Below are 12,328 nucleotides of genomic sequence, written 5' to 3'. Positions count from 1 at the left end.
CACGGGGCGTACCCCTACCGACCAGTAGCTTCGTCGGCGGTGTCGGTCGGGGCCGGCACACCGGCGGTGAAACCGGCGGTCGGTCCGATGACGATGATCGCCGGCGGCCGAATGCCTTCCGTGCGCACGCGTTCCGCGGCGGTGGCGAGGTCGGCGCGCACGACGCGCTGCGACCGCAGGCTGCCCTCCTGCACCACGGTCACCGGCGTTTCGGCCGGGCGCCCGCCCTCCAGCAGCGCGGCCGCGAACTGCTCGATGCGCTCCACGGCCATCAGCAGCACCAGCGTCCCGCGCAGCCGGGCCAGCGCGGGCCAGTCGACCAGCGAATCCGGGTGGTCGGGCGCGATATGCCCGCTGACGACCACGAATTCGTGGGTGACGCCGCGATGCGTCACCGGAATCCCGGCCAGCGCGGGCACCGAGATCGCGCTGGTGACACCGGGCACCACGGTCACCGGCACGCCCGCGTCGACACAGGCCTCGAGTTCCTCGTAACCCCGGCCGAACACGTACGGGTCGCCGCCCTTGAGCCGCACCACGAACTTCCCGGCCTTCGCGCCTTCGATCAGCGCGGCGTTGATCGCGTCCTGCGCCATGGCCCGGCCGTAGGGGATCTTCGCGGCGTCGACCACCTCGACGTGCGGGCCGAGTTCGGCGAGCAGTTCCGGCGGCGCGAGCCGGTCGGCGACGACCAGATCGGCCCGGGCCAGCAGCCGCCGGCCGCGCACGGTGATCAGGTCCGGGTCACCGGGGCCGCCGCCGACCAGCGCGACGCCGGGCGCTGGCGGCGCGGAGTCGTCGGACACGACGCCCGACTGCAACGCCTCGAGCAAACCGGTGCGCACGGCCGCCGACCGGCGATGCTGCCCACCGGCCAGCACCCCGAGGGTCATGCCGTCGTAGCGGGCGGTGGCCGGCGTGACGGCGGTACCCAGGCGGGCGTTGTCGGCGCGCACGCAGAAGACGCGGCGGCGGGTGGCCTCGGCGACGATCGCGGCATTGGTGTCCGGCTCGTCGGTGCAGGCGATGGCGTACCAGGCCGCCTCGAGATCGCCGTCGGCGTAGTCGCGCAGTTCGAGCGAGATCTGCCCGGCGCTCGCCATCCCCTCGACCGCCGGGGTGACGGCACGGCTGATCACGTGCACGTCGGCGCCCGAGGCGATCAGCAGTCCGAGGCGGCGCTGGGCGACGGTCCCGCCGCCCACCACGACGACGCGGCGGCCGGCGAGATCGAGCCCGACCAAGTAGTTCGGGTCCCCGGCATGCGGGTCGGCTGACGTGTTCGGCACAAGAATCGAGCCTACGGCCTGCGCCGATGAGTCCGGCAATCGCCCACGCCGCCGCGCGAGAGGCTCAGAACCGCCCGAGCACCTTGGTCGGCGTGATGCGCACGACGACCCGCTCCGCGTCGCCCGCGGACGCGGGATTGAACTCGGCGTACGGCTTGCCGGTGTACTTGCGCGACAAGCGGTCCGGCAGTTCGCGCGCCGGATCCGGCGTGAGGGTGACCGTGCCGCGGATCTGGGCGTAGACGTACGGCGTCTCGGGCGGATTGATCATGACCGTGATGCGCGGGTCGCGGGCGAGGTTCTTGTACTGCTGGCGCGACACGGTGGTGGAGTACACCAGCTCGTCGCCGTCGCGCTCGATCCAGTTGACGGTCAGGTGCGGCTGGCCGTCGCGGCCGATCGTGGCCATGGTCGCGAACACCTTCTCGTTGTCGAGGTGCTTCTTCAGTTCGTCGGAGAGTTCGGCTGTCACTTTCGTTCCGAACCTCGCACGCCGCGCGGGTATTCCGCCGGGTCCCACGCCGGCGGGCCGGTCTGCTTCTATGCTCCCGGGTATGCGACGAGGTGTCTTCCGGATCCTGGTGACCCTGACCGCGCTCGTGCTGGCCGCCGCGCCGGTCGCGCACGCCGACCCGCCGTACCGGCCGGCGGGCGCGGTGGAGACGCTGTTCTCCCAGCGCGGCCCGTGGCCGGTGACGGCGCAGACCGGCTTCGGCTGCTGCGATTCCGCCGGGGCCGCCTTCGACGTGTGGTACCCGTCGAACCTCGGCACGGCCGGGGTCCGGCATCCGATCGTCACGTGGGCCAACGGCACCGACGCCGTGCCGCGCCAATACGCCCATCTGCTGGAGCATTTGGCGTCCTGGGGTTTCGTGGTGGTCGCCACCGAGCACCGCAACACCGGGTCCGGCGTCGAGATCGTCGACGCCGCACGCCATCTCATCGACGCCGCCGCCGATCCGGCCAGCGTCTTCCACGATCGGCTGAACACCGCCGCGGTCGGCGCGATGGGTCACTCGCAGGGCGGGACAGGGGTGCTCAACGCGCTCGCGAACTCCGGTGGTCTGGTGAAAACCGCGGTCCCGCTGGAACTTCCGGCGCAGGCGTTCTGCAAGGACGCCGTCCGCTGCGCCGACACCCGCCGGCTCGCCTCCGGTTCGGTGCTGTTCGTCAACGGCGCCGACGACGCGCTGATCTCGCCGTCGAACCAGCCGCCGTGGCAGCCGGCGGGATTGCAGTCCAACCGCGCCTACTACGACGCCACGCCGCCCTCGGTGACCAAGGCGTGGGGCACGCTGGTCCGCGCCAACCACAACGATCCGCAGGGCCAGCCGGATTGCGCGAGGGCGTCGGTGCCGTGCACCACCGGCGTGTACGGCTTCCTCGGCTATCCGACGGCCTGGCTGGTGGCGCAGCTGTGGGGCGCGGAGCCCGCGCGCGGCGCCTTCGCGCCCGGAGCGGGTGAGTTCTATCAGCCGAATCCCAACTGGGCCAACCAGATCGGGGCCGCCGCCGGCTGACCGGCCGCGCCCCGCCCGGTGCGTGGGGGGCCGGGCGGGGCGGCCCGCCGTGCGTGCACGACCGGGTCGTCGGGGCCTCTCGGCCCGGGATCGGAAAGATTTTATGCGGTAGCGATTCTCATTCCGCGGGGGCGTCCTGCACCCACTGGAAGCCGGTGCCGCGCAACGGGAAACTGTCGGGGTCGACCCGCCGCAGCGTGACCGTCACCGGGTGCCCGCTCAGCTCGCCGGTCAGCACGACGCTGTCCGGGCCCGGCTGCTCGAAGGTCAGCGACGCGGGCTGCTGCGGGCCGCCGGTGAGTTCGAGACGGTGCGTGGCGGCGTCGACGGTTCCCGGCACGGTCACCATGGTGCCGTCCATGCGCTGGTAGCTGATCATCCCGGGATAGTCGACCACGACTGTGCGCCACCGGTTCTCGTCGGTGAGCAGCGGTGGCACCGGCTGCCCGTCGCGAGTGAACTCCGACACCGACCAGATGCCGTACAGCGCCGGCTTCGGCCGGTTCGGGCCGCTGTCCTGCCAGAAGCCCCAGCTCAGATGCGCGACCGACACCGTCACCCACAGGCCGAGCACGATCTGCGCCAGCGCGGCGATCCGCCGGGAGCGGGCCGTCCGGAACGGGTAGGGCGCGCTGGACGGTCCCGTGGCGCGGTTCAGCACCAGCGCCTCGGTCAGCCGCCGCGCCTCCGGGGCCAGCAGCACCAGGCTCATCAGCAGCAGATGCCCCGACAGGATCTTCACCGGCACACCGAAGGTCATGTTCAGCAGGAACACCTGCGCCATGCTCACCAGCGTCAGCAGCGCGCCGAGCAGCGCGGTGCGCGGGACGAACAGCAGCAGGCCCGCCAGCAGTTCCGCCGAGCCGAGCAGGATCTCGTACACCGGTGACACCCCGACCTGGTTCCACAGCACCGCGAACGGCGGCTGGTTGCCGTAGGGCTCGAGCAGCGTGGTCAGGGCCGGTGCGGGCATCTGCGTCGGAATCACCTTGGCCAGACCGTAGTTCACCATCTGCCCGGCCACGCACAGCCGCAGGAACAGCAGGAACCAGCCCGCGAGCCGCCGATACTCCGCGCGGCGGCCCAGCAGCGTCCAGAGCAGTGTCCCGGCCACCGCGACCACCAGCAGGCAGAACAGCAGCACCCAGAAGATGCCCTGGTCGCCGCTGCCGTTGAAGTGCAGGCGCACGTCCGCGCCGAAGACCGTGCGGCCCACCCAGGACAGCGCCGGCTCGAGCAACCGGGTCTGCCACATCACCGCCTCGTCGGGCAGCCAGGTGCCGAACCAGCCCACGAACTCGTACACCGGCTGCGGGTAGATCAGGCAGAACAGCCCGAAGTACAGGAAGCTGAACCGGAACGCGATCCGGGTCCACGGACTCCAGCCGTCCCGCGGCGAATCGTCGGCCCTCGGCGAGGTCACCGGTTCCGCCGTCGCAACTGCGCCCACGCGCATCCCCTTTCCCGAAGTTCGCCCATCGAAGGTACGGACGCGGGCCCGCCCGACGCCTCGGGGAGGACCCTGATTCGCACCCGGACCCGCCCGTACGCCGCGCGGCCGATTCGCCCGCCACAGCGGAGGTTACGGGCGCGGTCGCGCCGCACGCGTCCCCCGCAGGATCGACATGCCGGACCAGCCCTCGGGTGATGCGCACGCGGGCGTGTCATACCGGGGTACCGGGCCGCCGCCCGGCAATCGGCCGTCCCGGTGAGCGGAACCGTGCGGATTCGCGGCCGGATTCGGCACACACGCCGACTGGAACGCGTTACATTTCATCCACCACGCCTGCCGTCGCTCGCTGGGAGCTTCACGGAACCCGTTGGCACACAGTGGTTTTCACATGCCAGGAGGACACGACATGTCGGCCGAGCCCGAATCCGACCCCGGCCAGCGACGGCGGCTGACCACCAGCGCCCGCGACCTGGACGACCTCACCGAGCGGCTGACCCACTGGCTCGGCGCGCGGCTGGGCAGCGACGAGCCGCCGCGGATCACCGGCGCGTCCCGCCCGCAAGCCGGGGGCATGTCGAGTTCGTCGGTGCTGTTCGACGCGCGGTGGCAGGTCGGCGGGCGGCCCGAGGCCGGGTCCTATGTGGTGCGGATGGCTCCGGAGGACGGCTCGTTCCCCGTGTTCGAGAACTACGATCTCGCCACCCAGTACGCGGTCATGGCGGGCGTCGCGGCGCACAGCGACGTGCCGGTGCCGCCGCTGTGCTGGCTGGAGACCGACGAGTCGGTGCTGGGCGCGCCGTTCTTCGTGATGCGCCGAGTGGACGGGCGCATCCCCGAGGACAATCCGCCGTACGTGTTCGTCGGGTGGCTGTTCGACTCCACGCCCGAGCAGCGGCTGCGGCTGACCCGCAACACCGTCGACATCATCGCCCGGATCCACGCCATCACGGAACCGGCCGCGAAGTTCCCGATGCTCGACGGCCCGGGACCGGCGCTGCGCCGGCACGTCGACGCGCAGCGGGCCTGGTACCACTGGGCGCTAGCGGCCGACGGCTACCGAATTCCCTTGCTGGAGCGGTCCTTCGACTGGCTGGAGGAGCATTGGCCCGCCGATCCCGGCCCGGACGTGCTCAGCTGGGGCGACGCGCGGCCCGGGAACATCATCTACCGCGAGTTCGAGCCCGCCGCGGTGCTGGACTGGGAGATGGCCGCGCTGGGGCCGCGCGAGATCGATGTCGCGTGGCTCGTCTTCATCCACCGCTTCTTCCAGGATCTCGCCGTCCGCTTCGACCAGCCCGGACTGCCCGACTATCTGCGCCGCGACGACGTGGTGTCGCACTACGAGCAGCTCACCGGCCACCCGCTGCGCGATCTGGACTGGTATCTGGTCTACGCCGCGCTGCGGCACGGGATCGTGATGGCCCGGGTCAAGCGCCGGATGATCCACTTCGGCGAGGACACCGACACCGACGACCGCGACGACTACGTCATGCACCGGCCGAGCCTGGAGGCCCTGCTCGCCGGCACCTACCACTGGGATTGACCGACCTCGAACAGGAGCGAGCATGTCCGTGCCGGTACCACTGGACGAATACCCCATCCACCAGACGCCGCTGTCGCTGGCGCGGGTCGCCAGCAGCGACCGGAACTTCTACGACCGCAGCTATTTCAACGCGCACGACCGCGACGGCGGCACCCTGCTGGTCACCGGTCTGGGCGTCTACCCGAATCTCGGCGTCATCGATGCCTACGCCGCCGTGCGCCGCGGCGACACCCAGCGCGCCGTCCGGTTCTCCGACGCCCTGACCGAGCGCGGCCTCGAACAGCGGGTCGGCGGGTATCGCGTGGAGGTGCTGGAACCTCTGCGGCGCATCCGGATCGTCTGCGAGCACGATGATTTGAGTTTCGACCTGACTTGGGAGGGCGCCTTCCCCGCCGTGCAGGAACAGCCGCACCTGATCCTCGCCGGTTCCCGGCCGATCATCGATGCGTCGCGGTTCGCGCAGGTCGGCGCGTGGGCGGGCACGCTCAGCGTGGACGGCGCGGAGGTCACCGTCGATCCGGCCGTGTGGACCGGGACGCGCGACCGGTCCTGGGGCATCCGGCCGGTCGGCGAGACCGAACCGGCCGGGCGCGCCAATGCCGAAGGGGCGGGCGGGTTCTGGTGGCTGTACGCGCCGCTGCGGTTCGACGATTTCGCGATCGTGGTGATCGTGCAGGAGAACCCCGACGGCTACCGCACCCTCAACGACGCCAGCCGCATCTGGCCGGACGGGCGCGTCGAACAGCTGGGCTGGCCGCGCGTGCACATCGACTACCGTTCCGGCACCAGGATTCCCGTCGCCGCGCGGCTGGAATTGACCGCGCCCGACGGCAAGCCGCTCGAGGTGGAGATCACGCCGCACACCTTCATGGCCCTGCACATCGGCTGCGGCTACGGCGGCGACCCCGACTGGGGCCACGGCCAGTGGAAGGGACCCGCGTGGTCCTCCAGTACCGCATACGATCTCACCGATCCCGCCACCGCCGCCCGCATCCCCTGGGGCGTCCTCGACCACGTCGCCCGCGCCCGCTGCAACGGCGCGGAAGGCTGGGGCCTGTTCGAACACGCCAGCCTCGGCCGCCACGACCCCACCGGCTTCCCCGACTGGACCGCCGTGGCCCCCTGACCACCGCCACCCGCACCGCCGCGACACACGGTTTCCCCACTGGGCACGGCGATCGCCCTGGCAATCTCTGCGAGCAGGGGCCTTTGCGGGCGGAGAACCTGCGGTGCGCGGCTCAGCGACCGAGGCCGCGCATGCCGCTGTGTGCCACGCGAGTTCGTCCGGGCGCAGGTCGGCGCGCGCTTGCGGACCCGGTACGGAGGGCGGGTGGCGATGTTCTAGGGTTCATCGACGTGTCCACACTGCGGCGGCGGGTGGTCGAGGCCGCGGAGGCGGCGTTGGCCCGGCAGAAGTACGTGTCCGCGATCGATGTGTTCGTGGGTGTGCGGTGGTTGCGCGCGAGTCAGGTGGACAGCTGGCGGCAGGGGCGGGTGGATTCGCTGGAGCAGCCCGCCGCGGTGGGCGGGGCGCGGCTGCGCGACGCGGTCGGCATGTTGCGGGAATGGGCACATGACAAGGGGCTGACCGCCAGTGAGACCGCGTACCTGTCCGGCGGGCGCGACCGGCAGCCGCTGCGCTTCCTCGACGAGGGCGACGACGCGGCGTTCCGGGTGCACTGGCTGTCGCCGGAGCTGAGCCCCGCGCGCCGCGACCAGCTGATCCAGCGCCAGAACAAGGCGCCCGATCTGGTGGTGGTCGAGGCGCAGGAGACGTGGGAGTGCGTCGAATGCGGCGAGACCGGGCCGTATCTGATCACGTCGGGCGCGGGGTCGCTCTGCCTGACCTGCGCCGACCTGGACCACCTGGAATTCCTCCCGGCCGGGGACGCGGCGCTGAGCCGGCGCGCCAAGAAGGAGAGCACGCTGGCCGCGATCGTCGTCCGATTCAACAAGCGGCGCAAGCGATTCGAACGGCAGGGCATCCTCGTCGAGGAGGCGGCGCTCGCCCGCGCGGAGGAGCAGTGCCTCGCCGACGAGGACCTGCGGGTGCGGCGGCGCGACCGCGACCGGGTCCGGCGCGCGGCGCAGGACGTGGAGTTCCAGGCGCGGATGGCGGCGGAGATCCTGCGCCTGTTCCCGCGCTGCCCCGCCGTCCGCGCCGACGAGATCGCGGCGCACGCGGCGCTGCGGGGCAGCGGCCGCGTCGGCCGCACCGCCGCCGCCAAGATCCTCGACCCAGAGGCCCTCACCCTGGCCGTGATCGCCTCGGTCCGCCACCGCGACACCGACTACGACCGCCTCCTGATGGACGGCGTCCCCCGCATGGACGCCCGTGCCCACATCCGCCCCGCCCTGGACCGGGTGCTCGATTCCTGGCGGGCCGAACCACATACGTAGGACCGTCCGCTACGCGGCTTCAAGAGCAGTAGCGTGCCGCCGCGATCGTGACGCCGTGGAGAACTCGCTTCGGTACGGCCAGAGACGTACTCTTGGCGGCGCAGAGAGCGGCGGCCTCGGCGACACTCGGGGTGCCGACGGCCGTCGTCGTGCGTGCGGCCGGGTTCGGCACCTCGATCTGCGCCAGGCGTTCCGCGGAGAAGTACACCACCGAGGCACCGAGTTCGTCCGCCGCGGCGATCAGTTCCGGGTCCCCCGCCCGGCGGTCCACCGTGGCCAGACACCGAATCACACTGTCGGAGAACACTTCCCGCACAGCCGACACGATGGCCGCGGCCGGGGTGCCCGGCCGGAAGCCGACGCCTACAGCCAATTCGTCATCCGGCACGAGAAATCCACCGAGCCGCGTGCTTCGCCGCCGCGGTGACGAAACGGACTGTGGCGCTAGGGTTTCCGGCCGGGTGGGTGTGCAGGTACGAGGCGTGGACACTGTTCGTGAGGCTGCCCTCGCGGACGGTCTCACCGCTCGGCGCCCGCCAACCCCAGGCGGGTGTGTCGGCATTGTTCGTCACCAGGCGGGTGCGGTGGAATTCGTGCCCGCGTACCCGGCTTCCCGCGGGCCACAGGGGCGAGTCGGCCAGCGCCACCGCATCGCGGTATCCGAGGGTGAGGCGGGAGCCGAATTCCGCGGTGGCGTCGAGAACTCCGGCCATGCGGTGCCCGTCCAGCGAGCGCGTCAGATACAGCAGCCCCGCGCACTCGGCGTGCACCGGCATCCCCCGGCGCGCCTCGTCGGCGACCGCCGCCAGCAGCGGTTCGTTGGCGGCCAGCGCCGCGGCATGCTCCTCCGGGAAGCCACCCGGCAACACCAAACCCGCGGTCCCGCTGGGCAACTCGTCCCGCAGCGGATCGAACACCACGACCTCGGCCCCAGCCGCCAGCAGCAACTCCCGGTGCTCGGCATACCCGAACGTGAACGCCGCCCCACCGGCCATCGCGACAATCGGCGGCCCAGCCTGCTGCGCGCCCACGCGTCCGCCGGAATACGCTTCTTCCGCAACGGTTTCGGCCGCACCGATCTCGGCACTGTCGCTGCCGAGAGCGTGAGTACCATCCGCCGACAGCCGCACTTGGGCCGCGGGATCCCATGCCGGAGCCGAGGCACGCACCGTGGCGAGCCGCGCCACGGCTGCCAAATCCACATGTGCCGCAACGAGTTCGGTCATCGCGTCGACCGCCGAGCGGGCCGCGGGGCCGTGCTCGACGGCGGGGATGAGGCCCAGATGCCGGGAGGGCACCGACAATTCGGCCATGCGGGGCAGCGCGCCCAGCACCGGCAGCCCGACCCGGTCGCAGGCCGCGCGCAGCACCTCCTCGTGCCGTTCGCTGCCCACGCGGTTGAGAATCACGCCGCCGAGCCGGATCTCGCTGTCGAAGGTGGCGAAACCGTGCAGCAGCGCGGCCAGGCTCTGGCTGTGCCCGCGCGCGTCGACCACCAGCACCACCGGCGCGCCGAGCAGCGCCGCCACCTGCGCGGTCGAGCCCTCGGCGACGGCCGCCGCCCGGTTCTCGTCGATGCGACCGTCGAACAGGCCCATCACGCCCTCGACGATCGCGATGTCGCAGTCGCGGGCACCGTGCTCGTACAGCGGCACCACCCGCTCCACGCCGACGAGCACCGGGTCCAGGTTCCGCCCCGGACGCCCCGCGGCCAGCCCGTGATAACCGGGATCGATGTAGTCCGGCCCCACCTTGAACGGCGCCACCCGATGTCCGGCGCTCCGCAGCGCACCGATCAAACCCGTTGCGAGCGTGGTCTTCCCACTGCCCGACGCGGGCGCCGCGATCACCACCGCGGGCGTGCTCACCGCGGCTCCCCCGGGCCCGGGCGCGGCGCGGCGGAACTCACCACTCGATCCCCCGCTGCCCCTTGCGTCCGGCGTCCATCGGGTGCTTGACCTTGCTCATGTCGGTGACCAGGTCGGCGGCGTCGACCAGGGCCGCCGGGGCGTCCCGCCCGGTGATCACGACGTGCTGGTTGCCGGGCCGGGCGCGCAGCGTCTCGACCACCTCGCCGACATCGACCCAGCCCCACTTCAACGGGTAGGTGAATTCGTCGAGCACGTAGAACCGGTGCTGTTCGGCGGCGAGACGGCGCGCGATCTCCTGCCACCCGGCCAGCGCGGCGGCCGCGTGGTCCTCCTCGGTGCCGGCCTTGCGCACCCAGGACCAGCCCTCGCCCATCTTGTGCCACTCGACCGCGCCGCCCGCGCCGGTCTCCTCGTGCAGCCGGCCGAGGGTGCGGAAGGCGGCCTCCTCGCCCACCTTCCACTTGGCGCTCTTGACGAACTGGAACACCGCCACGTCGAAACCCTGGTTCCAGGCCCGCAGCGCCATCCCGAACGCCGCGGTCGACTTGCCCTTGCCCGCACCGGTGTGCACCGCGAGCACCGGCTGATTGCGCCGCTGCCGGGTGGTCAACCCGTCGTCGGGAATCGTCTCCGGTACACCCTTGGGCATCGATCCGCTCCTTCTCACACCTGCGCTGCCGCTCCACGGTGCCATATCCGGACCGGCACGCCGCCTTCGGCCCGTCCGTACGCTGGAAGGCATGCCGCATCTCTCGCCGGCGGGCAGCGCTTCCGGTACCGACGCCCCGCCGCACCTCTCACCGGCAGGCAGCACTCCCGACACCGACGCCCCGCCGCACCTCTCACCGGCGGGCCGCGCCCCCGACACCGACGCCCTGCCGCACCTCTCATCGGCAGGCCGCGCCCCCGACACCGACGCCCTGCCGCATCCCTCACCGGCGGGCCGCGCTCCCGACATCGACGCCCTGCTGGAACTGATTGCCGGGCGCCGCACGGCCGTGCTCACCGGCGCCGGTCTCTCCACCGACAGCGGCATCCCCGACTATCGCGGTCCCGATTCGCCGCCGCGCACCCCGATGACCTATCAGCAGTTCGTGGGCGATCCTGTGTTCCGGCAACGGTATTGGGCCCGCAATCATGTCGGGTGGCGGCGCATGGACGCCGCCCGGCCGAATGCGGGACACCGCGCGCTGGCCCGCCTGGAACGGGCGGGCGTGGTCACCGGGCTGATCACCCAGAACGTCGATCTGCTGCACACCAAGGCCGGTAGCCGCCGCGTCCTTGACCTGCACGGCACCTACGCGCGGGTGCGCTGCCTGCGCTGCGACGCCCTGATCTCCCGCATGGCGCTGGCCGAACGGCTCGAGGCCGCCAATCCCGGCTTCGCCGAGGCCGCCGCGACCGACGGCCTGGAGGTGGCGCCCGACGCGGACGCCGTCGTCACCGACACCGCCGCTTTCCGGATGGTCGACTGCGCCGAGTGCGGCGGCATGCTCAAACCCGACATCGTCTACTTCGGCGAGAACGTCCCCAAGGCCCGCGTCGCGGCCGCCTTCGAGGTCGTGGACGAGGCCGAGGTCCTCCTGGTCGCGGGTTCGTCGCTCACCGTCATGTCGGGCCTGCGCTTCGCCCGGCACGCCGCCAAGACCGGACGCCCCGTGCTCATCGTCAACCGCGGCCGCACCCGAGCCGACGACCTCGCCACCCTCACCCTCGACATGGGCTGCTCCCCCGCCCTGACCGCCCTCGCCGACCGCTGCACCGCCGTAGCGGCCTGACCCGGCTCCGAGTGGATCACGCCGACCGATACTCCTGCCACCGCTGTACCGCCGTCCGCACGGCCTCCTCGTCCTCGACGGCATGCGCGCCGGACGCACCCGCGGCACCGAGCACGAGGTCGCCGTCGGTGATCAGGACACCGCCGGCGTAGGGGACATAGTCGCCGCCGTAGAGATGCTGAATGCTGTCGACGATCGGTCCGGGCAGTGGCAGCGCACCCGACGGTTGCAGCGTATGTAATGCCGTGCGCGCCTTGGCCACCGCGATCCTGCTGGTCATCGGCATGCCGCCGTCCGCCCGCCGCAGCACGATCACTTCACCGGCGACATCGACCACGGCCACCGCGAGCGGCGGGAACCCACGCTCCGCGCCCACCGCCAGCGCCACCTGCACCACTAGATCCGCCTCGGACAGCGACAGCCCGGGAAGGCGCGGAGTGCCAGACATGATCACGAAAGTAGCCATGCCCACCC

Annotated in this window: 12 protein-coding genes; 5 read left to right on the top strand and 7 right to left on the bottom strand. The window is 71.9% G+C overall.

The window, feature by feature from the left end; translation table 11 throughout:
• Positions 1-14: 14 nt before the first annotated feature.
• Together cobA and IU476_RS20710 are read right to left on the bottom strand one after the other, a co-directional pair.
• Positions 15-1,289, bottom strand: coding sequence for a uroporphyrinogen-III C-methyltransferase (gene cobA, locus IU476_RS20715; protein ID WP_195102448.1), 1,275 nt, complete (start codon positions 1,287-1,289; stop codon positions 15-17).
• Positions 1,290-1,353: 64 nt separating this feature from the next.
• On the bottom strand, positions 1,354-1,761 hold the full coding sequence (locus IU476_RS20710) for a PPOX class F420-dependent oxidoreductase (protein WP_195102447.1): 408 nt from the start codon (positions 1,759-1,761) through the stop codon (positions 1,354-1,356).
• An 82-nt stretch (positions 1,762-1,843) separates the two neighbouring features.
• Between IU476_RS20710 and IU476_RS20705 the strand changes: the two genes are divergently transcribed.
• Entirely contained in the window at positions 1,844-2,809 is a 966-nt protein-coding gene (locus IU476_RS20705; protein ID WP_195102446.1) for a poly(ethylene terephthalate) hydrolase family protein, read from the top strand.
• 118 nt (positions 2,810-2,927) lie between these two features.
• Here IU476_RS20705 and IU476_RS20700 read toward each other — a convergent pair whose 3' ends face one another.
• Complete coding sequence (locus tag IU476_RS20700; RefSeq protein WP_195102445.1) at positions 2,928-4,232, bottom strand: DoxX family protein; 1,305 nt, start codon at positions 4,230-4,232, stop codon at positions 2,928-2,930.
• Positions 4,233-4,668: 436 nt separating this feature from the next.
• Here IU476_RS20700 and IU476_RS20695 point away from each other — a divergent pair, with 436 nt between their 5' ends.
• From IU476_RS20695 to IU476_RS20685, 3 genes are all read left to right on the top strand, one after another.
• Positions 4,669-5,805, top strand: a complete 1,137-nt coding sequence (locus IU476_RS20695) for a phosphotransferase family protein (RefSeq protein WP_195102444.1) — start codon at positions 4,669-4,671, stop codon at positions 5,803-5,805.
• A gap of 22 nt (positions 5,806-5,827) precedes the next feature.
• Positions 5,828-6,931: an Rv3169 family protein gene (locus IU476_RS20690; RefSeq protein WP_195102443.1), complete on the top strand. Its 1,104-nt coding sequence runs from the start codon at positions 5,828-5,830 to the stop codon at positions 6,929-6,931.
• A 230-nt stretch (positions 6,932-7,161) separates the two neighbouring features.
• Entirely contained in the window at positions 7,162-8,205 is a 1,044-nt protein-coding gene (locus IU476_RS20685; RefSeq protein ID WP_324194164.1) for a DUF2293 domain-containing protein, read from the top strand.
• A 19-nt stretch (positions 8,206-8,224) separates the two neighbouring features.
• Here IU476_RS20685 and IU476_RS20680 read toward each other — a convergent pair whose 3' ends face one another.
• Genes IU476_RS20680 through cobO form a run of 3 tightly spaced genes read right to left on the bottom strand, consistent with a single transcriptional unit; the run spans position 8,225 to position 10,725 of the window.
• Entirely contained in the window at positions 8,225-8,593 is a 369-nt protein-coding gene (locus tag IU476_RS20680) for a cobalamin biosynthesis protein (RefSeq protein ID WP_324194163.1), read from the bottom strand.
• A complete protein-coding gene (locus IU476_RS20675; RefSeq protein ID WP_324194162.1) occupies positions 8,583-10,073 on the bottom strand; it encodes a cobyrinic acid a,c-diamide synthase CobB in 1,491 nt (496 codons plus the stop codon). Before IU476_RS20675 ends, IU476_RS20680 begins: the two co-directional genes overlap by 11 nt.
• 37 nt (positions 10,074-10,110) lie before the next feature.
• Positions 10,111-10,725 (bottom strand): cob(I)yrinic acid a,c-diamide adenosyltransferase, encoded by a 615-nt coding sequence (gene cobO, locus IU476_RS20670; RefSeq protein WP_195102438.1) that lies wholly within the window; start codon positions 10,723-10,725, stop codon positions 10,111-10,113.
• 307 nt (positions 10,726-11,032) lie between these two features.
• Here cobO and IU476_RS20665 point away from each other — a divergent pair, with 307 nt between their 5' ends.
• On the top strand, positions 11,033-11,854 hold the full coding sequence (locus IU476_RS20665) for an NAD-dependent protein deacetylase (protein WP_195102705.1): 822 nt from the start codon (positions 11,033-11,035) through the stop codon (positions 11,852-11,854).
• A gap of 16 nt (positions 11,855-11,870) precedes the next feature.
• On the opposite strand, the gene IU476_RS20660 is transcribed toward IU476_RS20665, so the two are convergent.
• The gene (locus tag IU476_RS20660; protein ID WP_195102436.1) at positions 11,871-12,302 is read right to left on the bottom strand and encodes a GlcG/HbpS family heme-binding protein; all 432 of its coding nucleotides are present in this window, start codon (positions 12,300-12,302) and stop codon (positions 11,871-11,873) included.
• Positions 12,303-12,328: the final 26 nt, after the last annotated feature.

The organism is Nocardia blacklockiae (assembly GCF_015477355.1).
Classification (GTDB): domain Bacteria; phylum Actinomycetota; class Actinomycetes; order Mycobacteriales; family Mycobacteriaceae; genus Nocardia; species Nocardia blacklockiae.
This window is presented reverse-complemented; position numbering and strand designations above follow the sequence as displayed.

Bases quoted from the DNA above. Each gene is read 5' to 3' on its own strand.
- IU476_RS20705 (WP_195102446.1), top strand. From the start codon at position 1,844: ATGCGACGAGGTGTCTTCCGGATCCTGGTGACCCTGACCGCGCTCGTG.
- IU476_RS20695 (WP_195102444.1), top strand. From the start codon at position 4,669: ATGTCGGCCGAGCCCGAATCCGACCCCGGCCAGCGACGGCGGCTGACC.
- IU476_RS20690 (WP_195102443.1), top strand. From the start codon at position 5,828: ATGTCCGTGCCGGTACCACTGGACGAATACCCCATCCACCAGACGCCG.
- cobO (WP_195102438.1), bottom strand. From the start codon at position 10,725: ATGCCCAAGGGTGTACCGGAGACGATTCCCGACGACGGGTTGACCACC.
- IU476_RS20660 (WP_195102436.1), bottom strand. From the start codon at position 12,302: ATGTCTGGCACTCCGCGCCTTCCCGGGCTGTCGCTGTCCGAGGCGGAT.